At 44.9% G+C, this 24,045-nt stretch carries 26 protein-coding genes and 1 other RNA gene; 8 read left to right on the top strand and 19 right to left on the bottom strand.

Going from position 1 to position 24,045, the window contains the following annotated elements; genetic code table 11:
- Window positions 1-23 precede the first annotated feature (23 nt).
- From NSS82_RS12125 to NSS82_RS12100, 6 genes are all read right to left on the bottom strand, one after another.
- The gene (locus tag NSS82_RS12125; RefSeq protein WP_076186697.1) at window positions 24-824 is read right to left on the bottom strand and encodes a Cof-type HAD-IIB family hydrolase; all 801 of its coding nucleotides are present in this window, start codon (window positions 822-824) and stop codon (window positions 24-26) included.
- Window positions 825-858: 34 nt separating this feature from the next.
- Complete coding sequence (locus NSS82_RS12120; protein ID WP_076272653.1) at window positions 859-1,623, bottom strand: pseudouridine synthase; 765 nt, start codon at window positions 1,621-1,623, stop codon at window positions 859-861.
- 2 nt (window positions 1,624-1,625) lie between these two features.
- Entirely contained in the window at window positions 1,626-3,146 is a 1,521-nt protein-coding gene (locus NSS82_RS12115) for an RsmB/NOP family class I SAM-dependent RNA methyltransferase (protein ID WP_076272654.1), read from the bottom strand.
- A gap of 101 nt (window positions 3,147-3,247) precedes the next feature.
- Complete coding sequence (locus NSS82_RS12110) at window positions 3,248-3,700, bottom strand: DUF309 domain-containing protein (RefSeq protein ID WP_076272655.1); 453 nt, start codon at window positions 3,698-3,700, stop codon at window positions 3,248-3,250.
- Window positions 3,690-4,502 (bottom strand): GTP pyrophosphokinase, encoded by an 813-nt coding sequence (locus tag NSS82_RS12105; protein ID WP_036689325.1) that lies wholly within the window; start codon window positions 4,500-4,502, stop codon window positions 3,690-3,692. Before NSS82_RS12105 ends, NSS82_RS12110 begins: the two co-directional genes overlap by 11 nt.
- Window positions 4,503-4,536: 34 nt before the next feature.
- Entirely contained in the window at window positions 4,537-5,631 is a 1,095-nt protein-coding gene (locus NSS82_RS12100; RefSeq protein ID WP_036689322.1) for a quinone-dependent dihydroorotate dehydrogenase, read from the bottom strand.
- A 209-nt stretch (window positions 5,632-5,840) separates the two neighbouring features.
- Between NSS82_RS12100 and NSS82_RS12095 the strand changes: the two genes are divergently transcribed.
- The gene (locus NSS82_RS12095) at window positions 5,841-5,978 is read left to right on the top strand and encodes a hypothetical protein (RefSeq protein WP_167348489.1); all 138 of its coding nucleotides are present in this window, start codon (window positions 5,841-5,843) and stop codon (window positions 5,976-5,978) included.
- On the opposite strand, the gene NSS82_RS12090 is transcribed toward NSS82_RS12095, so the two are convergent.
- The 3 genes from NSS82_RS12090 to NSS82_RS12080 form a co-directional block, all read right to left on the bottom strand.
- A complete protein-coding gene (locus NSS82_RS12090; protein ID WP_076272656.1) occupies window positions 5,975-7,408 on the bottom strand; it encodes a L,D-transpeptidase in 1,434 nt (477 codons plus the stop codon). The two genes, NSS82_RS12095 and NSS82_RS12090, sit on opposite strands and share 4 nt — an antisense overlap.
- Before the next feature lie 134 nt (window positions 7,409-7,542).
- The gene (locus tag NSS82_RS12085) at window positions 7,543-7,785 is read right to left on the bottom strand and encodes a ferredoxin (RefSeq protein WP_036689316.1); all 243 of its coding nucleotides are present in this window, start codon (window positions 7,783-7,785) and stop codon (window positions 7,543-7,545) included.
- Window positions 7,786-7,945: 160 nt separating this feature from the next.
- The gene (locus NSS82_RS12080; protein ID WP_370510582.1) at window positions 7,946-9,277 is read right to left on the bottom strand and encodes a DNA polymerase IV; all 1,332 of its coding nucleotides are present in this window, start codon (window positions 9,275-9,277) and stop codon (window positions 7,946-7,948) included.
- 117 nt (window positions 9,278-9,394) lie between these two features.
- Between NSS82_RS12080 and cimA the strand changes: the two genes are divergently transcribed.
- Both cimA and NSS82_RS12070 read left to right on the top strand, forming a co-directional pair.
- Window positions 9,395-11,014 (top strand): citramalate synthase, encoded by a 1,620-nt coding sequence (gene cimA / locus NSS82_RS12075; RefSeq protein ID WP_036689313.1) that lies wholly within the window; start codon window positions 9,395-9,397, stop codon window positions 11,012-11,014.
- 145 nt (window positions 11,015-11,159) lie between these two features.
- Window positions 11,160-11,312, top strand: coding sequence for a hypothetical protein (locus NSS82_RS12070; protein WP_178944209.1), 153 nt, complete (start codon window positions 11,160-11,162; stop codon window positions 11,310-11,312).
- Window positions 11,313-11,655: 343 nt separating this feature from the next.
- Here NSS82_RS12070 and NSS82_RS12065 read toward each other — a convergent pair whose 3' ends face one another.
- Complete coding sequence (locus NSS82_RS12065) at window positions 11,656-12,219, bottom strand: TlpA family protein disulfide reductase (RefSeq protein WP_076100887.1); 564 nt, start codon at window positions 12,217-12,219, stop codon at window positions 11,656-11,658.
- A 160-nt stretch (window positions 12,220-12,379) separates the two neighbouring features.
- Here NSS82_RS12065 and NSS82_RS12060 point away from each other — a divergent pair, with 160 nt between their 5' ends.
- Window positions 12,380-12,856 (top strand): M67 family metallopeptidase, encoded by a 477-nt coding sequence (locus NSS82_RS12060; protein ID WP_051491608.1) that lies wholly within the window; start codon window positions 12,380-12,382, stop codon window positions 12,854-12,856.
- On the opposite strand, the gene NSS82_RS12055 is transcribed toward NSS82_RS12060, so the two are convergent.
- From NSS82_RS12055 to NSS82_RS12045, 3 genes are read right to left on the bottom strand one after another with little or no spacing between them, the layout of a single operon-like run.
- Window positions 12,838-13,587 carry an exonuclease domain-containing protein gene (locus NSS82_RS12055; protein ID WP_076143300.1) on the bottom strand — a complete coding sequence of 250 codons (750 nt, stop codon included), beginning with the start codon at window positions 13,585-13,587 and terminating at the stop codon, window positions 12,838-12,840. The genes NSS82_RS12060 and NSS82_RS12055 overlap by 19 nt on opposite strands.
- Window positions 13,584-14,657, bottom strand: a complete 1,074-nt coding sequence (locus NSS82_RS12050; RefSeq protein WP_076272907.1) for a DUF294 nucleotidyltransferase-like domain-containing protein — start codon at window positions 14,655-14,657, stop codon at window positions 13,584-13,586. Before NSS82_RS12050 ends, NSS82_RS12055 begins: the two co-directional genes overlap by 4 nt.
- Window positions 14,658-14,696: 39 nt before the next feature.
- Window positions 14,697-16,091: an ammonium transporter gene (locus NSS82_RS12045; protein WP_036689307.1), complete on the bottom strand. Its 1,395-nt coding sequence runs from the start codon at window positions 16,089-16,091 to the stop codon at window positions 14,697-14,699.
- A 548-nt stretch (window positions 16,092-16,639) separates the two neighbouring features.
- Between NSS82_RS12045 and NSS82_RS12040 the strand changes: the two genes are divergently transcribed.
- The gene (locus NSS82_RS12040; protein WP_036689305.1) at window positions 16,640-17,071 is read left to right on the top strand and encodes a MerR family transcriptional regulator; all 432 of its coding nucleotides are present in this window, start codon (window positions 16,640-16,642) and stop codon (window positions 17,069-17,071) included.
- Window positions 17,072-17,106: 35 nt separating this feature from the next.
- On the top strand, window positions 17,107-17,778 hold the full coding sequence (locus NSS82_RS12035; protein WP_036689302.1) for a zinc metallopeptidase: 672 nt from the start codon (window positions 17,107-17,109) through the stop codon (window positions 17,776-17,778).
- A gap of 36 nt (window positions 17,779-17,814) precedes the next feature.
- Here the strand turns inward: NSS82_RS12035 and NSS82_RS12030 are convergent, their stop codons facing one another.
- Both NSS82_RS12030 and NSS82_RS12025 read right to left on the bottom strand, forming a co-directional pair.
- Window positions 17,815-18,729, bottom strand: coding sequence for a LysR family transcriptional regulator (locus NSS82_RS12030; protein WP_036689300.1), 915 nt, complete (start codon window positions 18,727-18,729; stop codon window positions 17,815-17,817).
- Between the two features lie 4 nt (window positions 18,730-18,733).
- Window positions 18,734-19,369: a rhomboid family intramembrane serine protease gene (locus NSS82_RS12025; protein WP_076223329.1), complete on the bottom strand. Its 636-nt coding sequence runs from the start codon at window positions 19,367-19,369 to the stop codon at window positions 18,734-18,736.
- 117 nt (window positions 19,370-19,486) lie between these two features.
- On the opposite strand from NSS82_RS12025, the gene tpx reads away from it, so the two are divergent.
- Window positions 19,487-20,011 carry a thiol peroxidase gene (gene tpx, locus NSS82_RS12020; protein ID WP_076272873.1) on the top strand — a complete coding sequence of 175 codons (525 nt, stop codon included), beginning with the start codon at window positions 19,487-19,489 and terminating at the stop codon, window positions 20,009-20,011.
- Between the two features lie 204 nt (window positions 20,012-20,215).
- On the opposite strand, the gene NSS82_RS12015 is transcribed toward tpx, so the two are convergent.
- From NSS82_RS12015 to NSS82_RS12005, 3 genes are all read right to left on the bottom strand, one after another.
- The gene (locus NSS82_RS12015) at window positions 20,216-20,605 is read right to left on the bottom strand and encodes a DUF1499 domain-containing protein (RefSeq protein ID WP_036689295.1); all 390 of its coding nucleotides are present in this window, start codon (window positions 20,603-20,605) and stop codon (window positions 20,216-20,218) included.
- A 159-nt stretch (window positions 20,606-20,764) separates the two neighbouring features.
- Window positions 20,765-20,957: non-coding RNA, 6S RNA (gene ssrS, locus NSS82_RS12010), on the bottom strand.
- 103 nt (window positions 20,958-21,060) lie between these two features.
- Window positions 21,061-21,897, bottom strand: a complete 837-nt coding sequence (locus NSS82_RS12005) for a YesL family protein (protein ID WP_036689293.1) — start codon at window positions 21,895-21,897, stop codon at window positions 21,061-21,063.
- A gap of 186 nt (window positions 21,898-22,083) precedes the next feature.
- Here NSS82_RS12005 and NSS82_RS12000 point away from each other — a divergent pair, with 186 nt between their 5' ends.
- Window positions 22,084-22,182, top strand: a complete 99-nt coding sequence (locus tag NSS82_RS12000; RefSeq protein ID WP_036689290.1) for a hypothetical protein — start codon at window positions 22,084-22,086, stop codon at window positions 22,180-22,182.
- A gap of 127 nt (window positions 22,183-22,309) precedes the next feature.
- Here NSS82_RS12000 and NSS82_RS11995 read toward each other — a convergent pair whose 3' ends face one another.
- Window positions 22,310-23,962: a DEAD/DEAH box helicase gene (locus NSS82_RS11995; RefSeq protein ID WP_076272874.1), complete on the bottom strand. Its 1,653-nt coding sequence runs from the start codon at window positions 23,960-23,962 to the stop codon at window positions 22,310-22,312.
- Window positions 23,963-24,045 lie beyond the last annotated feature (83 nt).

The following is a 24,045-nucleotide window of genomic DNA, read 5'->3' as shown; positions in this document are numbered from 1 at the left end:
AGTCCGCTTTATGCTTTCCATTATTAAGATAAACAATATTTAACCAGCGCATCTCGCACACCATGCTCGTTGTTAGACCCCGTTACAGCATTCGCTGCCGCTTTGACCTCAACCGGAGAATTATCCATCGCAACCCCCATACCCGCGTATGTAAGCATAGAAATATCATTAAAATAATTACCGATCGAAAGAACTTCCTCTTGCGGAATTCCCAGCTTCACAGCCAGATTCTTCAAGGCATTGCCCTTGGAGGCTTCCGGATGCATCAAATCAACGAAAAATTCCCCACTGCGCAAAATATTGTACTCATGGGTCCAAGTACGCCATTCACGTTCAGCTTCGTCAAGGATTTCTGATTGTGTAAATACAGTAAACTTAACAACCGGTTCACGGAAATCTTCCCATGCAGGCAGTGTAGCCGGTACGATACGGAAGTGTTCATACATATAATTAGCTTCTTTGGTCAGGTTTTCTACATTATCTACATACATATCAAAAGCCGTATTCACATCATAATGAATATCATGCTTTCTACAATAATCAATATAAGGGTCAAGACCACGAGCATCCATACCATATTGATGAAGTACTTCCCGATCTTTCACACGAACTGTAGCAGCTCCGTTATGACCCAGCACATAACCAGACAACCCCATTTCCTCCATAAAAGGAATCGAGTTCTGCGGACTGCGGCCGGTACATAACACGATTTGCCCGCCAAGACGCGTAACCTCAGCAATGGCTTCTTTATTCTCAGTGCTCAAGTGGTGATCATCATTCAACAGTGTACCATCCACATCTAGTGCAATCAGTTTGTATCTCATACTCCCACCATCCTTGTCTTTCTTTTTCTATATATTATTGTTCTGGTGCTTCTGTACTTAAGAGTGCCAGTTCCTCTAGCGTAAGTTCCCGGCTAGCTCCCAGTGGCAGACTTTCGTCCAGCCTCAATTCTCCCATAGATACTCGTTTCAGAAAAGTGACTTTTTTGCCGACAGCTTGGAACATTCGCTTCACCTGGTGAAACTTTCCTTCTGTGATGATCAGCGAAATATGGGAGATTACTTTACTGCCACGTTCTCTTCCCAATATAGTTAGCTGTGCAGGTAAAGTAACATATCCATCTTCCAGCTCGACACCTGCCGCAAAAGCCGCTACATCGTCTGCATCTACGTCTCCCTCAACTGTAGCTTCATAAGTCTTAGGGACATGCTTGCGTGGCGATAGTAGTTCGTGGGCAAGCTTTCCATCATTGGTGAGCAGAAGCAGCCCTACTGTGTCCTTATCTAACCTTCCTACAGGAAAAGGTTCAAACTGTACATCTTCCTGCTTTAAAAGATCCAGAACGGTCCGATCCCGCTTGTCCTCTGTTGCCGACAGAACTCCCGGTGGCTTATTCATCATAAGATAAATAAATTCACGATAGGTAACAAGCTCGCCGCCAACCACAATTTTATCGTGATAAGGGTCTACATGAAATCCACTATCCTTGACGACTGCACCATTCACGGTAATTAAACCTTGCTTGGCTTGTTTACGAATATCGCTGCGTGATCCTACCCCCATATGGGACAATACTTTATCTAAACGCTGCTTTTTTGCAGTTTTCCCTGATAGGCTCATTCTTACATCCACCTCCAGCCTGCGGGATATTCATTCTTGAGCACACCGTCCTGCCACTTCCCCCAGCCTGCACTATAACCATCTATGCAGACCAGTACGTATCCTTTTTGGGTAGTTCCTATTTTAATAGAGAGACGTTCTTGACTAATCAACAATGTCTCTCCTTTAAGATAGGAAATAGCTTCATTACTCGTACTGGAAAGTGAGACACTTCGGCAGCTCTCTTCAGGGTGTAACGCGGTAGCCATTGGATGTCCTGGGATAAATCTGCCGTTACGGACATGTCCTACATACCATCCTGGACGAATCGCCTTTAATCCATTTAATCTTTCCTTAGGTAGTGGGGAGATGTACAGATGATCACCGAAGAAAATCGGATACCCTTTTGGCTCCCAGCCAAGCTGATCTTTTATAAAATCTCCATATGCAGCCAATGCTTGCTCTTCTCCTGAACCTTGACGGCCACGTTCAGCGCCAGCAGCAGATTTATTAGAGAACTTACCTTCTTTCCCTCGTCTGGCTTCTGGTTTGTTTGCGGATTTAATATGAGCAGTGCCTTTTTTATTCGTATTCCGTGTAACTGCGCTCAACTTAACTTCGGCTTGATCACGTTCCTCCGCAGATACCTTTGGCCCTACATGCTGCAGCACAGCCATGAAATGTCCTTCACCTTTTACTTTATGCGGCCATAGTCTTGCCGTCCCTGATAATTCTCCAAAACCTGGAGCAAACGAGCCAGTACCTCCAACTGTAATCACCGAAAACTGTGGATGTTCAGAAATAAACTCCGCTATAATTTCCTCATTTTCTTCTGTAGCAAATGTACAGGTGGAATAGACAAGTGTACCTCCCGGTGCCAACGCTGTTGCAGCAGGACGTAAAATATCCCGCTGCATGGCAGCATATTTGGCAGGTGTACCTGAATCCCACTGCTTCACCATGTCTTCGTCTTTACGGAACATCCCTTCACCTGAGCATGGAGCATCAATCAAGATTTTGTCAAAATAAAGCGGGAATGCCGCTGCAATATGATCTGGACTTTCGTTTAATACGATACCGTTGCGCACCCCATACAGCTCTAGATTTTTGGCTAAGGCTTTCGTGCGTTCTGGATGAAGATCATTGGTAACCAACAAGCCTTCTCCTGAGAGCTTGGCAGAAATCTGTGTGGATTTGCCCCCAGGTGCAGCGCATAAATCAAGGACACGATCTCCTGGCTGTACATCAAGCAGTTCCACAGGTGCCATAGCGCTTGGCTCTTGAATGTAATACAATCCCGCGTGATAATGTGGATGTTTACCTGGTCTGGCCCCATCCTCTGTATAGAATCCGGTTGGACACCACGGAATGGGTTCCAGCTCTAAAGTGGAAAGAGCTTGCAATTTCTCCACTGAAATTTTCAATGTATTAACACGAACGCCTCCGTTAGGGGTCTCCTTGTACGAATCCGCAAATTGATTATAATCCGTTCCCAGCAAGTCCATCATACGCTCGCTGAAAGAACTGGGCAGTTGTGCCGCCATGATGCCGTCCTCCTGATAGTACTGCTAAAATTTAGGTGTTTAAAGATTCAAGGAACACCCTTACGGGTGTTCCTTTGGCAATACTCATTTATAGAGGATCATTATTTACGATGAGAAGAGGTCGGTCTTTGAGGACCTCGTCGTTGAGGATTATTCGGTGTGATCGCCATAGCCGCAGAGTCCACTTCGTCCGCCAGACCTTGATCAATGATTTCTATAGTCAGATCATAATAAGAAAATGGCTGCTGCTCACACGACTCCAAGCGGCGAACATAACCCTTCACTTCCACCACTAGCTTAGCCAAATTAATGCCAAGTGTCACTGCTGAATATTCTTCCAGCTTGGCAGCAGCCCCGCTTAGCATAATCGTTGCACCACGCATATTATTATTGCGGCAATGGTACAACCCAACAGCTACTTGGAGAAGTGCTTTGTACAATGGGTCGCGTTGCTTGGCAAGCCATAGCTCTTCGAGCACCTCGTGACATTCGAAATAATCCCGGTCACGATTAAAGTACACTAGATAAGCCAAGTACAACGGATCATAAGCCATCCGGCAAACTATCCTTTTTAGCTGCGGAGAGAAGTCCCCGTACATGATCCAGAAGCTCCTTCATCGCTTCCATGTCCTGAGCCTGCCATATTTCGTTAAATCGAGCCTGAGTATCTATAGCCTCATTCACCAAGTGATAGAAATACAATTGATGAATAGATTTGAGAATTTGAGTCGTCATATTCGAGTTTTCCTCGAAGGTCTTTTGTGCTTCCAGGATTTCATCACGAATACTGGACATTTCGCTGTCCAAGATGGAGGCTGCTTCAGCTGCGGTTTTCAGGCGCACTCGCATTTCATCCGGCAAGCTTTCCCGATATTTATAATTCAGAGAGTGCTCTATGGTTGCCCAGAAATTCATAGCTAGTGTACGAATTTGGATCTCTGCGAGCACTATTTTTTGTCCCAGAGCTGTCTGCACAGGATATTTAATAATCATATGAAAGCTGCGATAGCCGCTCTCTTTATAATTGGTGATATAATCCTTCTCATACAGGACTTCAAGATCCTTACGAGCCCGGATATATTCAGCCACTCTGCGGATATCCTCCACGAACTGGCACATAATCCGGATCCCGGCTATATCTTCAATACCCGTCTCCAGATCCTCCATCTTCACATTCAGGCGCTTAGCCTTCTCCAAAATGCTTGACAGCCGCTTTACACGACCAGTTACGAATTCAATCGGCGTGTATTCCTCTCTTTTCTTCAACTCCGAACGCATTGTTTTGAATTTAACTTTCAATTCTTCCACTGTCTGTTCATATGGAAGCAAAAAAGTTCCCCAGTCCCTGCCGTCCATCGCCTTCGTCCTCCTGTCCTTTCGACTCCTTCAATCAGTGATGATCAGCACCCACTGCTTCAGAGATATGACTGAATCCGTCCCGCCGTAAGAGCTGCCGTAATCCGGCATGCAGCCTGCGGTTAACCTCCGGTCCTTCGTAGATAAGTGCTGTATAAATTTCGACCAGACTTGCGCCTGCTCTTATCTTGTCATACGCATCCTGACTGGTGAATATGCCCCCTGAACCTATGATCGGCATCTTCCCTTCAGTCTGGCGATAAATCCTACGAATAATTTCCGTTGACCGGTCACGAAGTGGCTTACCGCTTAATCCACCTGTCTCATTAGCCTTTTCATGACTAAGTCCATCCCGGTTCAATGTAGTATTCGTAGCAATAATACCATCCATACCAGCTTCTGTCAGTGATTGAACCATATACTCCAATTCAGAATCACTTACATCTGGAGCAATCTTAACCAACAAGCTCTTATTCATACCGGTGGCTTTACGCTGAATCTCCATTTCTTCCTTTACTTGTGCTAGCAGGAACGCTAATTCGCTGCCATGCTGGAGACTGCGCAGCCCCGGTGTATTTGGTGAGCTGATATTGACCACAAAAAAATCACCGTACGGATAAAGCGTACGGATACACTGACGATAATCTTCATGAGCCGCTTCATTACTAGTTATTTTATTCCGTCCAATATTTACTGCTATTGGAACTCTGCGATTTTTTAATTTTTTTAGACGCTCTGCCATAGCGTCAGCCCCTTCGTTATTGAAGCCCATACGATTGATCAAAGCTTCATCAGAGGGAAGACGGAACAAACGCGGGCTATCATTTCCCGGTTGACCCTTAGGGGTAACCGTCCCCACTTCCATAAATCCGAATCCGATCGAAGAGAATCCAGAAACGGCCTCGGCATTCTTATCCAAGCCTGCTGCCAGTCCAACTGGAGTCGGAAAATGTATGCCAAACAGATCAACTGCTAAATCTGCCGTTTCAGGAACGCCATACATTAAACGCAATGCCGCGCTTCCCCCTGGAACTGATGATGATTTATCCAATCCACCTATGACGAGATGGTGAGCCTTCTCAGGGTCCAGCTTAAAGAAAATTGGTTTACCAAAATTACGATACAACACCGTTCTCGCTCCTTAAGGGGTACTTCACTAATCCACGTGTCTACCCGATTCTGTAGGTTTCTTCTTAATTTTAGCCTTTTCTTGAACAAAAGAAAAGCATTTTACCCTGTAAGTGTGCAGAGAGCTTAACCCAAAGTATAGTAATTTTCTTGTAAACGCATTACAATATAGGGGTAATCAGCGATTAAGAGAGAAAGAAGGTATGCTGGATGTCAACTAAACGTAAACCACCAACTTTGCAGCAAAAGAAAGAAGAAGTTAATCGTAAAGCGCTAATGTGGATCGGCGTAAGTTTAACTTTACTAATTCTTCTCATCATCGTTCTGTTTATAGTTGCCGGGAACTAATTCAGCCAGTGATATACTTTGTGGGGGTTGGTCTGATCATACGGAGCAGCAGGGTTGAAGCGTTTCGCCGGCAGCAGCTGCTTTTCAGGCAGAACCCCTTTACTGATCACCACTTTTGTTCCTTTTGGAATCATAGCGAATAGTTCTTCCACATCTTCTCGACTCATCCGAATACAGCCAAGGGATTCATCCTTGCCGACACTTTCTGGCTCATTGGTGCCATGAATAGCGTAATTACTATCTGAAAGTTGTAGTCCGCGGCTTCCGAACTCCCCATTATCATGACCGTTTGGATTGACCACTTTATCTGTAATGATGAAGTTGCCTTCTGGAGTCTTGTCTCCCCCAAGACCTACCTCATAATTCCGCAGAATAACAGAGCCGCTGACTACTGCCAAGCGGTGTTTTTGTTTATCCACAATCACTCTAAGCGGCTGGTCAAAAAAGGGAACACCCTTTCCATTACTTCCACTCTCGCTTAACGCCGTCGGTATGCCCATTCCCGCCTCAACAATTGAGCTTGGAGGCTCCTCCGCAACTTCTGGTATCCCAAGTGCCTTAGCAGTCGCTACTTCCTTTAGAGAATTGAAATCACGCTTCATGACTGGTGTCGTCCCGCCAATCCAATTCTCCGGAAAAGGTCTAGTCAATTCCGCCAAGGAAACCGGAAGCTTGCCTTTATGATTCTGATAAGCCCTCATTGCACTCCATAATGTAGCTAGCTCCTCTTGATCACCCTGCCACTCAGCTGCATCCTCCGCAACTTCCCCTTGCTCTGGCGGTTCGCATGCACATGCCGCTGAATCATAGGATTGGTATACCAACCGTCCATTCCCATTCTTCTGCAGTGTGGAATTAAGCGGAAGCTTCTCTTTCCACAGCAGCCACTTCCCTTCCCGCTCCATGCCCAAAATAGCAGCTTGAAACGGTTCCTCGCACATTAGCATGGTTGCCATCAGCTTCCCTGACGAAGCCGAAGCTCCACTCTCTTGCGCTGTATACATCATTTTTCGTGCCTCTAGAACGGGTTTCTTCTCAATATCTTTTTGATCAAGCGGATCTTTAACTTCAGAAGTAACCGTGTCTTGGACCGTATCCTGATCTCCCGCAATATCTAGACCCGGAGCCACAGCCGATGGCACCATAACCAGTAATAGAAGCATCAGCCCAAGCATAATGTAGCGGAATCTTTGCTGTCTTCGGTCCCGCTGGCGGCTTGCCTGAAGCAGCCCTTCCTCATATTCCCGCAGCGTTTCCGCAGGCACCTTACTATGCTCGAAAGCTTCATATACTTCTCCAGCCTGATTGAAGCAATAGTTAGCTTTCCCCTGTTGACCGTTCTTATAGTATTCCTTACCCAGCAAGTACCATGCCATCTTATTGTCTGGATGCATCTGTACATATGCTTTGAGGTGCTGAGAATTTTTCATCGGAACCTCCGAAATTTTATAATTCCTTCCTACATTAATATCGGTCAGACATCGCAAAAAAGACATCCCTAGCTGAACAAAAGTTCGCAGGAGATGTCTTTATGTTGTGCTGGAAGTTACAAAATCCCGGTTAATTAGCCCTCTTTGTTAAAAGGCTCATCCGCAATTTTAATAGAATCGGTTGGGCATCCATCACAAGAATCCTGGAGATCATCAAACAAATCATCCGGAATCGCTGTGATGCCGTGGTTTCCGTCATTTTCATAAATAACTTCTGCCAAACCTTCATCATCGTAATCAAAAATATCAGGAGCCGTTGCGCCACATGCACCGCAAGCGATACAAGTGTCTTTTTCGACCCAAGTGTACTTAGCCATTTTATCTCTGCCTCCCGTTGAGCAATACAGCGCTGTTGTACCAGCGTCTTATTTTTCTCATATTAATATAAAAAGAATACAATTTCAATCGATTTTCAATACGTTTGCATTTCTGACGCATTCTACGACACCTATTTTGACATGTCATAGAATGTTCTTGTCACTCTTTATCAGACTCGACAGATAGAAGATTATCCTTTTGCAGTGAAGTGCCCCGTTCTTTATGATTGCGGAGCCTTGCAGAGTGAGAATCGCTTAACATCCCGGCAGTTAACACTGCATTTTCACCGAATTTATTACGCAGCATATCCATAGTCTTGTTAAGAGACTCTTTCTTAGGCTGACGTTCGTAATCGAACAAATCAAGCTGAATGGCGGAATCCTCTTTAGCAATCAAGCCCTGCAGGGTCACACCCAGCAACCGCACAGGCTTCTCCCCATTCCAATGACGAACATATAGATCGCAGACGGACTTGTAGATATCCTCCCCACTCTCCGAAGGAGCCTCTAGCTGACGCGAGCGGGTTATAGTCTTCATATCGGGCGTCCGAATAGTCAGCTGTACCCCTGAGGCAACAAGACCTTGCTTACGCAATCGCCGAGCTACCTGATCACTTAAATTCAGCAAAATCGGTCGTACCTCAGCAAGACCTACGACATCCCGCGGCAATGTTGTGGTGTGCCCAATCGACTTACTCTGCTCCCGCTCAGGGTTAACGATCCCATGATCAATACCGTTGCCGGCACGCTTTAGCCATGAGCCCATAACTCCGAAATTCTCAACCAGCATATTTTCATCAGCCGCTGCTAATTGACCAATACTGTAAATGCCCAGTTTGCGGAGCTTTTCTGCTGTTTTTCCACCAATGCCGAACATTTCATTACAGGGCTTGTCCCATAAAATCTTAGGCACATCCCGCAGCCGCAGCACCGAAATGCCGTTTGGCTTTTTTAAATCGGAAGCCATCTTCGCAAGCAGCTTATTGGGAGCGATCCCCACTGAGCATGGCAAGCCCAATTCTTCCATTATACGGCGCTGAATCGTCTCCGCTATTTCCATGGGTGTACCGAATTGTCTGGAGCCAGTTATATCAAGGTAACATTCATCGATGGACACTGCTTCCAGTAACGGAGTATAGCTATATGCAATCTGCATAAAAGCATTAGAATATTTGCGGTATAAATGGAAGTCCGGTTTAATAACGATAAGCGATGGACAAATACGAAGCGCCTTCTGAACTTGCATTCCCGTCGAAATCCCCATTCTGCGGGCGACGTAGGAACAAGTCACTATGATCCCTTTCCGCAATTCAACACTACCCGCAACCGCAGTAGCTTTGCCTCTATATTGGTCAGGGTCCTCTGCCTCATGCACAGAGCAGTAAAAAGCATTCATATCGACATGCAGGATAACCCTGCCGCTCGTTGGATAATACTGATCAACATTCTGCACAATATCTACCTTCTTATCCTCAGGTTTTCTATTGTCCAATTTAGAATAACTCTCCGCTGCGGTTAGGTCAACTTAAGAGGCTGTAAAGTTCTTTGTTACATTCCCGCGTAAAAATGCTATAATATATAAATTCATTTCCCTATAAGGAGGACTCTCATGTCTAAGTCCATCTCCATCTTCGATACTACATTACGCGACGGCACCCAAGGTGAAGGCATCAGTCTGTCGGCTGACGACAAGCTGAAGATTGCCAAGAAACTCGATGATCTGGGTGTGCACTATATTGAAGGTGGCATCCCGGGAAGCAACAATAAAGACATTGAATTTTTCAAAAGAGTCAAGGAGCTTCATCTGAACGCCAAAATTACAGCGTTCGGCAGCACTCGGCGTAAGAATTCCTTGGCCGAAAACGATGACAATTTAAAACGTATGATTGACGCAGGGGTTCCTGCTGCTACACTCGTCGGAAAATCTTGGGATTTCCATGTACACACTGCATTACAGACTACGCTTGAGGAGAACCTCGCCATGATCGGCGACTCCATATCCTACTTGAAACGCCAAGGCCTTGAAGTGATTTTTGATGCCGAGCATTTCTTCGACGGATACAAGAATAATCCTGAATATGCAGCAGCTGTTCTGTCCAAAGCCCGGGAAGCCGGAGCAGATTGGCTTGTAATGTGCGATACCAACGGTGGAACCTTACCTTATGAAATTCATGAGATTGTTACCGCTCTAAATCAACAATTACCCGGAGCCAATCTCGGAATTCACACTCATAATGACTGTGAGCTGGCGGTTGCCAATGCACTTAGCGCCATCGGAGCTGGAGCACGGCAAGTACAAGGTACCATTAATGGTTACGGTGAACGGTGTGGCAACGCCAACCTATGTTCTATTATTCCTACACTACAGATCAAAATGGGTTATCACTGTATTCCAGGCGATTCATTATCACAGCTTACCAACACTGCCCGCTATATTAGTGAAGTGGCCAATGTTAATCTGCCGGTAAATCAGCCTTACGTCGGAAATGCAGCTTTCGCCCACAAAGGTGGAATCCATGTCTCCGCCATCATGCGTGATTCACGGACCTATGAGCATATCGCTCCTGAGCTTGTCGGGAACAAGCAGCGTGTGCTGGTCTCCGAACTGGCTGGACAGAGCAATGTACTCTCCAAAGCGCAGGATATGGGTTTAAATCTGGATCCAAGCAGCGAGCAGGCTCGCCGGGTGATCGAGAAGATTAAAACGATGGAACATCAAGGTTATCAATTTGAAGGTGCCGATGCCTCACTGGAGCTACTCCTTCGGGAAGCTACCGGCGAGATGAATGAAACCTTTACCTTTGAATCCTTCAAGATGTTAGTTGAGAAAACCGCAGAACATCCAGTAGTATCTGAAGCGTTCGTTAAACTGAAAGTTGGCAGTGAGAATCTTTATACTGCTGCTGAAGGTAACGGTCCAGTCAACGCACTCGATAACGCGCTTCGTAAAGCATTACAGACCTATTTCCCACAATTAAAGGAAATGCATCTATCCGACTATAAAGTCCGTGTAATAGATGAACAGGATCAGACTGCAGCGAAGGTAAGGGTATTGATTGAATCCAAGAACTTCACAGACACCTGGAGTACGGTTGGTGTCTCCAGTAACGTAATTGAAGCCAGCTGGGAGGCACTTGTTGACAGTATGCGCTACGCGCTTCTCAATGAGCTCTCTTTGGAGAATGAGAAGACAACCAGCAATGAACCTAGAGGCCTGGTCAATCATTAATTGATCACTTATAGACTTTTGTAAGACAAAAAAAGAAGCTTCCCAAAAGTAGAATTCTACTTATAGGGCAGCTTCTTTTTTATTAAATAGGCTATATAACGGACTATTACTTAGCCCATAGACTATGGGTGGTGGGCAGTGTGCAGTGGGCGTTGAGGGATGTACGGATGCGCGGGGTGCGCGGGGTGCGCGGAGTGCGGGTGCGGGTGCGGGTGCGGGTGCGGGTGCGGGTGCGGGTGCGGGGTGCGGTAGAGTAATTAGGGAAAAACTCCCTGAAAATAGCCGATATTTGCTATAAATAAACAGAAACAGGGAATTCCTCCCTAAAAATTAGGGTGATTTCATTATTTTTTACCAAAACAGCTAAATTAGAGGGATATTTTCCCTAATTATTCGTTGAATGACCCGAGATCTCAAATTTATGGGGAGAAATTCCCTAATTGTTCTAACGCGGCTTTCTTCGGGGTTCCAGCCATTTCTGCTCCACGGTATAGTGAAATTAATGCTTGTGGTCCACTAAAGCAAATCGCGTATGACCAAAAACGCAGATCAGCGATCCTCCAATAAGAAGAATCGCTGATCTTTAGACTTTTGCTGTTTGGAGAAAAAAGCAGATCTGTCTCTTATATGGACAGCCCGCTTCATGATTCGGTAAGCTTGATTATTTTCTTTTCCAACTCTTCAGGGCTAAGAATACCTAAAATAATCTCGGAGATCACTCCATTCTTATCAATGAGCACATTGGTGGGAAAAACAGCTCCATTATATTTGCTGTACACCTCATCTTTTACATCAAACATAACCGGAAACACAAGACCGTATTTCTTGATAAAACGTTCAGCATTGGGTTTATAATCCTGACTGCTCACATTAATACCGTAAATATCTAGAACATCCTTATACTTAGTGGCCATGGTATTAAGTTCAGGGGCTTCCTGCTGGCAGGGATCACACCATGAAGCCCAGAAATTAAGGATTACCGCTTTATCTCTGGGGCCATCAACAACATAGGTAGTCCCATCTGTTCCCTGAAGTGAAAACGAAGGTGCACGCAGTCCAGCCTTAGGTCCACTCTTCATCGGCAGCTCATTTTGCTGCGCAAGCACAGCTTCTGCTTTTGGCTCCCGATTATGCCACACCGCAAACACAGCAACACATACAACTATGAGCAACACTGTTATATTTAATTTGTTACTTGCTTTCATAGTCATCTGTTCCTTTACAATTGGAATAGTTTTCTACTATTGTACCCTCATTAGGTTAAATTTCAAACCATTCATATTTTACACAATAATATATACTTTTATAATAAAAAAGAGGGTTTCGTCTGCGACGAAACCCTAAAGAAGAGAGAGGGGTGAACAAATGGCAGCATTCCAGGGAAATGTCCAGCCAATAAGACTGAAATATTCCGTACAGCAAGCACTGGGGAAGCACCTGCTGTCCTGTTATCCGCATGAAGCATGCGGAGTCCTGCTGGGTGCTGCCGCAGCGGGTGGCATGCTCATTGATACTTACGTACCCTTGCGCAACGTAGCGCCAGACCCGCTGCACACCTTCACTCCCCACCCCGAAGAGTGGATTAATGTTCTTTACAACGAACCGACAATCATCGGTCTATTTCATTCCCACCCACATTCAGCACCTATCCCTTCAGTTGCCGATTATAAAGGATTAACAGCACTAGGACCTGAGTTTGCCCTCTATCTTATAGGTTCTCCCAACACCAAAGACAGCGGCAATCCAATTCTGAACGGATTTTATATTGAGCGTTTGCCTGATGACCACGGTAATTTGTCCCGCGGTTTATCCCAAGCCCCGCTTCACGTTCTACTTAAATAAGCATAGAGATCTCCCAAGGTATCCACTTGGCCGCGCTCCGAAATTTCCCGAAGGTAGATCACCCACAGCTGCGCTGTCATCTTTGCGTCTTCCAAGGCATGATGACGGCCATGAATCGGAATTTCGTGCACATATAGCAGCTCATCCAGCGAATAATTACTTCGTTGTGGCTCAAGCCAACGCGCTAACATCATCGTGTCCAGCACACGGTGTGTAAGCTGAACTTTAGAGGTTTTCCATAAAGCAGCATTAAGAAAAGCCTTGTCATGTGAGCTTGCATGTGCCACCAGCACATTCTGACCTACAAAGGACATAAAATTATGAAGACCATCCATTAAGGAGGGAGCGGATCGTGTCATTTCTTCCGTAATCCCAGTCAGCCTTGTAATATCCTCCGGAATAGCCGTCTGACAGTTCACCAGTGTATAAAAGCATTCTTCTTCTTTAATCTGCTCTCCAACAACCTTGACGGCTCCGAAAGACATAATCTCATCCCCATGCTGATGGGAAAAGCCTGTAGTCTCTAGATCAAAGATCACTGTCTCTAGTTCAGACAATGGGGTATGCAGCACCTCAGGCCGCCGCTTCTCTCGCATCAAAGATCGAATAAAGGCCATTTGCTGCGCAGTCTGTTGCGCAGTTTCCCCACCTCTCATCGAAGCGATAGCCGAGGGCATTCCACCTTGTCTTAGATTACTCCAGAATCCTCCGCTTTTGTTCGGCTCCCTCATGACCGCCACCTTTCCGCTGAGCGGAGCTGACGCTGCAGCGCCCGATGAAGGCGTCTGACAAGCAGCAGGCTTTCACGCAGCTCAGACAGCAGCTGCTTATTCTTCAATTCACTCTCAGCTACATAATCACTGCTGATTAACAATCCATCCTGAACACTATATGGCGTGTTCACTCGCAACCGCATTGCTAATAAGAAAGCTCTGCGAATATCCTCTAAATGTTGATATTTCCCAAGCCTATCAAGCGCTTCAATCCGCTCTAATGTCGAGCCAGCTCTAATGCCATGTAGTAAGGACAAGCGTCTAACAATGTTCACTAACGGAATATAGACCCCATACTTAACATCAAATCCGCCTGCATAATCACCAAACCGTTCTGTTAACACCTGTCCCAGTAAATTCAAAGTCGCTTTATGGCGTACTGTATTGCGAAGAACAGCATTAGACAGCTGCTCATTGTCCGCAAAGCCTTCATAGAAAGCTTCTTGCCACTTCGCTGATAACTCCACGCTTCCTGCCACATGACGCATATCAGAAGAAATAATAAGATACCGGATCGGCTCCCATTCCAACTGATTTCTCCAGCTATCAAGCTGCTCTATCCATTCAGATAATGTCTTACGCCACATAACTTGGGAGCACATCACCTTCCCCGCACATTTCTCATACCCTACTTCTTCAAGCATATCGGATAACAAAGTTCCGAAAAATTCGAAATAGCGATTTTTTTCCCCATCAGGCTCTCCTTCGACTATCAGGCCATTATCCTGATCGCTCCAAAGCGTTGCCTCCTGCCTCCCACTGCTGCCAAACACAATAAAGGAATAAGCACAGGGAGGCGGGCCATAGCCCGCCTCTTTCAACTGCGCCTCACATATGAGTACTGCGGTTTGGGCAATAAGATCATGCATAGTATTCACACGGAACATCCATTCCTCTATAGGAATAACATTCAACTGTTCGAGAAGTACTTTTTGACAGGCAACACGCCTCTCCCTAAGCTCCTCTGACGAACCGGCCAATACGATGGTCCTAAAGCTTTCTTCATTATACTCATCTGTTAACTCCATCGATGCCACACGGTCCGCCTCCCTGTCCGAGGTGAAATATTATTGTTTAAGGGTTTTGGATTCCGAATCTGCGATCAATTTCATTTGTTCAGGGTATCCGTAAGTACCATGCTCACTGATATCCAGACCCATCAATTCTTCTTCTTCTGTAACACGAAGTCCGATAGTTACCTTCATTACATACAAGATGATGAAAGAAAGAACGGCTACGAAAACAAATGTTCCAACCACACCAAGCACTTGAACCCCTAGTTGATGGAAACCGCCACCGTAGAACAACCCAGCTTCACCTACCAAGCCGCCTTTAGTAATAAGCTCAGGTACAGCGAACAGACCCGTTGAAACTGCACCCCACATCCCCGCAATACCATGCACCGAGAAAGCATAGATTGGATCATCAAGCCCTGCACGTTCCAGCCATTGGGAAGTCATGAATGTAAAAGCACCGGCTACAAAGCCAATAATGATTGCTGCCCATGGATCAACGAAAGCACATGCTCCTGTGATTGCAACCAATGCAGCTAGAACACCATTCAGCATCGCTGGAATATCAGATTTACCAAAATACAACCAAGATGCAATTAGAGCTGCCAAACCACCTGCTGCTGCTGCAATGTTCGTAGTTAGGGCTACGTGACCGAAGAAACCGCCCATTGGGGACAAAGCACTACCTGGATTGAATCCGAACCAACCAAACCAGAGGATAATAACACCGAGTACAGTAAATACTTGGTTATGACCTGGAATAATCACTGGTTTTCCTTCTTTATTAAACTTACCAAGCCGAGGCTTAAGCAGTATGGTTGCTACCACTGCTGCCGTTGCACCTGTAAGATGGACAACTGTGGAACCTGCATAATCTTGCATTCCCAGCTCAGCCAACCAGCCACCGCCCCATACCCAGTGAGCTACAACTGGATAAATTACGACGGAGAACAAAATTCCGAAAATGATATACACGCTTAGCTTCGCACGTTCTGCCATACCACCAGATACGATAGCCAAGGAAACTGCTGCAAAGGCCATTTGGAATAAGAATTTAACATTTAAAGTAACATCAGAAAATGCAAGTGATTCAAAAGAAGCTGCGGTTGAATCTCCTCCGTACAAGAAGCCTGTAGTACCGAAGAAGCCATTGCCGTTACCGAAACCAAGTCCAAAGCCGATAGCCCAGAAGCAAAGACTTGCGATAGCCAGGGTAAGTACTGTCTTACCTGCTACGTGCCCTGCATTCTTCATCCGAACCGAACCCGCTTCGAGCATTGCAAACCCTGCTTGCATAAAGAATACTAAAATGAATGCCAGGAAGGTAAACGCTGTGTCCAATCCGACTTGTAAGTCAACGTTCGTCGGACCGTCCGCTGCAAAAGCACTTACCGGATAAATCATCAGTGTAATCATGGCCAGTAACATCATCAACCATTTCTTTTTCATTTTTACCCCACTCCCCAATGTTATATTTTCTAACAAAGCGTGAAACTCTTAATGTCATTATAATCAGAAGTCAGGTAAATTGACAAGACTATTTTGGGAATGTTTTTATTTTATTTTATTTGAGCACACGAAATTTTCACAGTACTAATGGACTAGAGGTCCAAAAGGCCTGATTCTAGCTGCATTTTCATTAAAATAACTACGTGTACAATCTCATTTATATTACCTAATTATTGAACGCATCTTTTACCAAAATCACAAAATACATAACATTTAATGTTATGTATTGGGGTAACTTATAGTTTTCATCCCCAATCATTCTTCAAATTTGATATCCCTTTGAGTTTGAGTGTATTGTATAGAAACTACAGATCACCGTTCATGAATTAACCCTTCTTTACTGCATATACTTTATGAAAGTATGACGTTTGACTGTATGGTTTCCAGTTTGTTATCATTACAGATAGCATAAGAAACCATCAATTTAGAAGATGACCGCCACTTATCGGCAGTCGTATTCAATTAGTGAGGCGAGATTAAATGGGGATATGATTTTGTATCGAATTGGAGAATTAGCTAAGGCTGCTCACATTAGTGAACGAACTATTGATTATTACACGAAACTGGGATTAATCTCCCCGGAATCTAGAAGCACCAAAAATTATCGGCTATACAGCCATGAAACCTTGGCTGCTTTAGAACGTATTACTCAATTAAAGCATGACAAGTATTCATTGGAAGAAATCAAATCTATGCTAGGCAAATGGAATGAGGCAACACCAGAAACCGACGTCTCTGATAAATTAGTCGAGTTAGAGCAGCAAATGCAGCGGCTAGAACGGGAAGTAAAAGCCCTTGAACCTCTTATAAGTGGTTTGAAGCCAGGACAGGCCAGTCGCGTACTTTCAAATCTGCTCCCTCAGGGATTAGCCTGCATGGAAGCGATCCGGCTATTGCTTACGCAAGGACCGCCAATGTAAATACCATATTTACAATACAGTGGAGGAATGCACCTATGTTTATGTACCTGTTAGTAATTATTGCCTTTCTTTTCTCATTGTGGGCACAGTTTAGAGTTAAAGGAACCTTCAGCAAATGGTCGAAGGTAGCTAATTCGAACGGCCTGACTGGATATGAAGCAGCTAGACGTATGCTCGACGCCAATGGCTTACACGATGTTCCGATTGAACCTGTAAGAGGCACACTTTCAGACCATTATGACCCCATCCACAGGGTTGTACGCTTATCAGAGCCTGTGTATTATGAAAGCTCCATCTCTGCAATCTCTGTCGCTTGTCACGAAGTAGGCCACGCGATTCAGCATAAAGTAAGTTACCCTATGTTGACACTTCGTCACCGGATGTTCCCGGTAGTTAATTTCGCATCAGGTGTCGCGCCTTTCATGCTGATGGCAGGTTTCATCTTCGGTTACTTTAATCTTATAGGCTTGGGTATCATTTTCTTCTCAGCTGCTGTTGCATTCCAGCTCGTAACCCTGCCTGTAGAATTCAACGCCAGTAACCGGGCTCGTCAGGTCATGGTAGAACAAGGTTTCATCCGTAACGAAGAAGAACGCGGAGTAGCAAAGGTTCTCAACGCCGCTGCATTAACTTATGTTGCCGCTGCTCTAGTATCCTTGCTTGAACTGCTTCGCTTAATCACCGTCTTTTTAGGCAACCGCGACTAATATCGCATACCTCTAAACAACAAAAACCCCGGAAGGCTAAGAGCCGACCGGGGTATTATTTTGTCTAGCTTTAAAGTAGGAGATTAAAAAAGTCCGAAAGGAACGTGCCACCAGCGGCAATTTACTATCTGTACGGTAGATCAAGCCAACCGTTCTCGTCACCGCAGGCTCCACAACCCTCACCTGAGCTGGTTGAAGAGGATTCGTCTGATAGAACGCCATCTCCGGAAGCAGGCTTACACCCATCCCTGCGGCCACCAAACCACGAATGGTATCGGTCTCTCCGCCTTCAAATGCAATCTGCGGTTGAAATCCCGCCTGCAAGCAAGCTTGCCAAACGATAGGTCTTAACGAATAGCCTTGGCTGAATAGAACAAACTTCTCTTTTTGCAGCTGTTCCAACCGGATCTCAGACTCTCCTGCCAACCTGTGATTCTGAGGAAGAATCGCAAACAACTCTTCAGTCATTACAATATCCCCCGAGACATGCTCATCATTCTCCGGAAAAGGCGAAATGAAAGTTAAATCCACTTCTCCAGACAATACGTCTTTTATCAAAGAAGGGTAAGATCCTTGTTTAAAACGAAATTTGACATGAGGATAATATTTACGAAAATCTGCAACGATAGTCGGGATGAGATGTGTGCCAAGACTATGCGGGAATCCGATCCGAATCTCTCCACGCTCAGGATCCAGAAATTCATGCACCTCATTTACCGAATGCTCCAGCTCCTTAAGGATACTCTCAACCTTCTTGCAAAAGAGCTGTCCAACAGGCGTAAGCTGCAGATTGCGCCCTTTTTGCATGAATAGATCAACCCCAAGCTCTTGCTCCAGCTGATGAATCTGACGGCTTACCGCAGACTGCGCTACATGAAGCTCTTCTGCCGCTCTTGTTACGTGTTCTTTTTGAGCTACCTTTAAAAAATATTGCAGCTGTCTTAGCTCCACTCCATCATCGCCCCTGTCTTAGGCTTTTTTTGAATATACGAATAATTAGCCCATATACGAAAAAGCCAGAAACCAAACCTCCGAGATGCGCAACCCAATTCACATTCGGTGTAGCAAACGACATAATGATCCCGATTATTAACAATCCATATAAAGTTTTACGCGAGCCCTCATCCATCATGGCCCGTTGAATAACCGCAATGTATAAAAATGCACCATAAATGGCGTAGATTGCTCCAGAAGCACCAACCGAGACCGTACCAAACTCTACTACTGAGCGAGCACTAATCGCAATTGTAAGCACATTTGCCAGAAATCCGCCCACCAGATAGAGCAGCGCATAACGCCACCAGCCCAGCAATCGCTCCAGAGGCGGTGCAAACACCAGGAGAGCGAAGCAATTAAAGAACAGATGGGAAAACCCATTATGTAAAAAAATAGCGGCCAGATAGCGCCACAGTTCCTCTTTGTACGGACTCACATCAACTATAGCACCAAAATCAACAAGCGTTTGAATATTTGTTGATCCTCCGTTAACTGCCATCAGGATAAACATGATCACATTGGCCAATATGAGCAGACAGGTTACCGGATAATACCGGACATAACTTTTCCAATTTTCGTACCGAATAAATATCATAACACCCATCCCTTTACATATATATCTTGTCCGGTTGGACATCTTCCTGTTATTAAGATTATAATTTATTGTGGCAGTAAGAATCCAATATTATAATTCGAGGAGGAAAACAAGGATATGACGCAAGAAAAAACAGGCGTAGCTACTTTTAAAGGCAACCCCATCACTCTCGTAGGACCTAAGCTAACAACTGGTGATCCTGCACCCGATTTTGTTCTGAGCAAGAATCTCCTGGAAGACGTGTCTCTAAGTGATTATGCCGGTAAAATCAAGCTGATCAGTGTTGTCCCTTCTCTAGATACCGGGGTATGTGACGCACAGACCCGCCGGTTCAACAGTGAAGCCGCAGAGCTTGGTGACGATGTGGTAATTCTCACTGTAAGCACGGACCTGCCGTTTGCCCAAGCTCGCTGGTGCGGTGCTGCCGGCATCGATCGAGTTATTACTCTATCCGATCACAAAGCAACCTCATTCGGACAAGCCTATGGTGTGCTGATTAAAGAATTCCGCTTAGATATGCGCTCCATTTTTGTTCTGGATAAGAACGACAAGATCGTATATGTTGAATATTTGAGTGAAATGACCGAGCACCCTAACTATGAAGATGCTATTGCTGCTGTGAAGAAGCTATTGCTGCTGTGAAGAAGCTGCTCTAATTCTCCAATCAGTAGCGGTTATTACAACAATACTTAATAATCTCTGTTAAAAAAGCGGCAGAAGGTCCATCCTTCTCCCGCTTTTTTTTGTAATAGAAAGATTTATCGATAACACACTGAGCAGCTCACCGTTTACGTAAACGCATTCATACTATCCCTAAGCAAGAAGGGTTTGACGGGCCTCTAAAAATCAGTCTGCTTTGTATTTTCCTAATTTTTTGTCCAAAGATGCATACAAGCGTTGAATCACACGGTAATTCGCCCCGAGATCACCAAGTGAACCTCTAGATGCAGAATACATATCTACACCACAACGAACAGGCGTCGTATTAAGCACCGATACCGTAATGTCCAGCGTACGGCCAAATGCCGTTCTCTTCTCAAGAGTAATCTCACCTACAGACTCCACTTCGTGAAGCACCTTAAATCCAGGAACTTTCTTTAAAGTCGATGAAACTTCTTCCCATGCTTTGTCTTTAGTTAGATTGTAATAACGCGTTTTTAATGTCGGATCTTTGGCGCGGTCGCTTGTTCCATCATGACTGCGGAATAAGCCAACCAAGGTTCTTTTTAACGACAAAATTCTTCCCCCTCTACAAATCCCAAGTTCATTATTCTAAGTGTAACACTCTTGTCTCAGGAACAAAAGGGTATAACTCACTTTCCCTTTATTCCAGACATACAAAAAAGCGCCCGCTCCCATTATTCACGGGAAACAGGGCGCCTTGGCTTAAACAAGAGAAAACCCGCTTATGCCGTCCGGCTACAGTGTCTTCTGAACCTGCTAGAGCAGGTGGGTGATCGCAGAAAACGTTTTTTGAATTCCCCAAGTCATATAGACAGGGCGGTTCAGCTGCGCTTCGTGTAGATCTCCCAAGACATTATCATTGGTTCAAAACAACGAGTAACCGTAACGTACATCGCAGGATTTGTTATTATTATATTGCGTTTTAACGAAAAAGTAAACCTGTATGCGCTTTATTTTTACACAGGAATTAATTACCTGGAAATATCCAACGCTAATCCAGTTTTTTGTTAAATGCGTTTGGTGTCCTTTTCATCAATTTCATCCTCGTAGTCATCATCATCGTCGTCATCGTCGTCATATTCATTCCGATTGTTCAATGCTGCTGCTTCTGCTTCTTCCTGCTCTTTCAGTTTCTTCTTTTCTACTTGCAGCTGTAGCTTATTATAAGTAGCGTAGAAGTTAAAGAAGGCTGCCATTGCAATCAACGTTGGAATACAAATGAAATAAAGAGCCGGATATCTAAGACCGATATAAACAAGAACTGCGGCTGCAATCAATGTAGAGAACACACGAATTGGGCGTGCTATAGTCAGCAATATAGAATTGGTCATCACTTGCTTGAAGCCCATTTGGTAATGAACCACAATGGAAAAGAAGTTAAACATGGATACCGACAAAAGTATCATCAGCACCAACATCAAAATACCAACAATTCTAAAGTTAGGCATTTGTGTCATGTAAACTGTTACATCAACGTACATAACAACGAACATCAATGTATAGATAACTCCTCCGAGCATACTTTTTACATAATTTTCTTTATACCCCTGAAAAAATGTACGAAAAGTTCCTACATCCGTATTCCCCATTACCCATTTACGCACTACGGTAAATAAAGCGGCTGAAGCTGGAAACACCGTAAAGGGCGCTAAAATCCCCATTGCCCAGTTCAATGTAATTTGCTCGTTCGCTCCACCTGCGCCTGTCCCTAACATAATCATCTTTAAAACACCAAAAAACAAAAACGGGGCGGAACATAGTGCCCATAAGATATTACTGCCTGCGATACGTGAAATCCATTCTGTCACGCGGTATAAGCCGCCCATTGCTCCTTTAAACTCCAATTCCCTTCCTCCTCTGTCTCTTACATACTACATATCTTAACTATACCTCATTTGACCTCCTCATTTCCATAGCCCAACTTTCTGAATTATAGACTATCGTCTATACGTAAAGCCTTTATAGTCCATATATTAGGATTGTAACCATAAGAAATACCAAAATCCCCACATTCTAAAGGAGGTTATCTCATGTCTACACCTGTTGGCTTCGGCGGTTGGACTTCTACAGGCACGATCCTCGTATTGTTTATCTTGCTCGTTATCATCACTCGTACATTCGGATACTAATATCACACAAAACAAATTCGCGCCCTACTAAGGACATAACAATTCACCAAACATCCTTATATTTCAGCAAAAAGAAGACGAGAACCGCAATGCGGCATCTCGTCTTCTTTGGTATCTTGACGAAGTATTAATTATCGAAATCTTCACGTTTTGCAGGACGAGTGCTCGTGCTGCTTGGACGAGTGTATGGTTTACGCTCTGCGCTGCGGTTTGCACTACCGTCACGAGCTGGTGCGCCATCACGGTTGCCTTTATAGCCACCGCCATAGCCGCCACTGCCGCTACCGTAGTTGCTGCCACCGCTGCTATAGCCACCACGACTACCGCCACCGTTATTATCACGGTTACCACGGTATCCGCCACCGCTACCGCTGCCACCGGAAGTACCACGGTTTCCGCCATAACCACCATTAGGTTTACGGCCACTGCGGATATCGTTTTTGCCACCACGACGTTTAGCACGAATTGGATCTTCAGGAGTCAATTCAATTGCGGAATCCTTCTTGTCGCCAGTGAGAAGCTTCATAGCTGCGGACAACAATTGTACGGAATCATATTGCTCAAGCAATTGAATAGAAATTCCTTTGTACTCGTTCAACTCTCCGCTTTCTACCACTTCAAGCAAACGCTCAGCAGTAACGCGTTGTTTACCTTCAATAGCTTCAGCCATTGTTGGCAAAGGTTTACGAGTAATCCGGTGACGAGTAACACGTTCGATCAAATGCAGGTGATCAATTTCGCGTGGAGTAACGAATGACCAAGCCGTACCTTCTTTACCTGCGCGTCCTGTACGACCAATACGGTGTACATAGCTTTCAGGATCTTGTGGCAAGTCAAAGTTAATTACGTGAGTTACGCCGGATACGTCCAGACCACGTGCCGCTACGTCAGTAGCTACCAGCACGTCAATGCTGCCATCACGGAATTTACGCATTACAGCATCACGTTGGTTCTGTGACAAGTCACCATGCAATCCATCAGCAGAATATCCGCGTTTTTGCAAAGCTTCAGCAAGCTCATCAACCCGGCGCTTAGTACGTCCGAATACGATAGCTAATTCAGGTGATTCCATATCAATCAAACGACTAAGAGCTTCAAACTTTTGACGCTCAGGCACTTCCACATAAGCTTGATCAATCAGTGGGGCACTGATTTGTTTCGGAATAACGGAGACATGTTGCGGGTTGTTAAGAAATTGTTGAGCTAGGCGTTGAATGTTTGGTGGCATTGTAGCAGAGAACAACATGGTTTGACGTTCTGCAGGAACGAGCTTCAGGATAGTCTGAATATCTTCCATAAAGCCCATATCCAGCATTTCATCTGCTTCATCCAATACAACGGTTTGAACATCATCCAAACGGATCGTTTTACGGTTGATGTGATCGAGCAAACGACCAGGTGTACCAATAATGATTTGTGGTTTCTTTTTCAATCCACGGATTTGACGTCCAATATCCTGTCCGCCATAAATCGCCAACGAGCGAAGACCTTTGAAACGGCTTAGTTTGCCAATTTCTTCTGACACTTGGATGGCCAACTCACGTGTTGGTGCCATAATAAGGGCCAAGATTTTTTCGTCTTCACGGTTAATCTTCGAAATGAGGGGGATACCAAAAGCAGCAGTCTTACCTGTACCAGTCTGAGCTTGACCGATCAGATCCGACCCAGTCAATGCTAATGGGATCGACTGTTCCTGTATCGGTGTTGCCTCCTCAAATCCTAACTCTGTGATTGCTTGTAGCACTTTTGGCTCCAAGCCAAATTCTGCGAATGTTTTCAAATTATTCATGCTCCTTCTATACAGTGGACATTCCACATGCTTGTCTGTATTCTTAAGTAGCGGTAAACACATTTATAGGCTGT

The sequence above is a fragment of the Paenibacillus sp. FSL H7-0735 genome (genome assembly GCF_038008505.1).
GTDB classification, from domain to species: Bacteria; Bacillota; Bacilli; order Paenibacillales; family Paenibacillaceae; genus Paenibacillus_AQ; species Paenibacillus_AQ odorifer.
The sequence above is the reverse complement of the archived record's forward strand: the minus strand, read 5'-3'. Positions and strand labels throughout refer to the sequence as shown.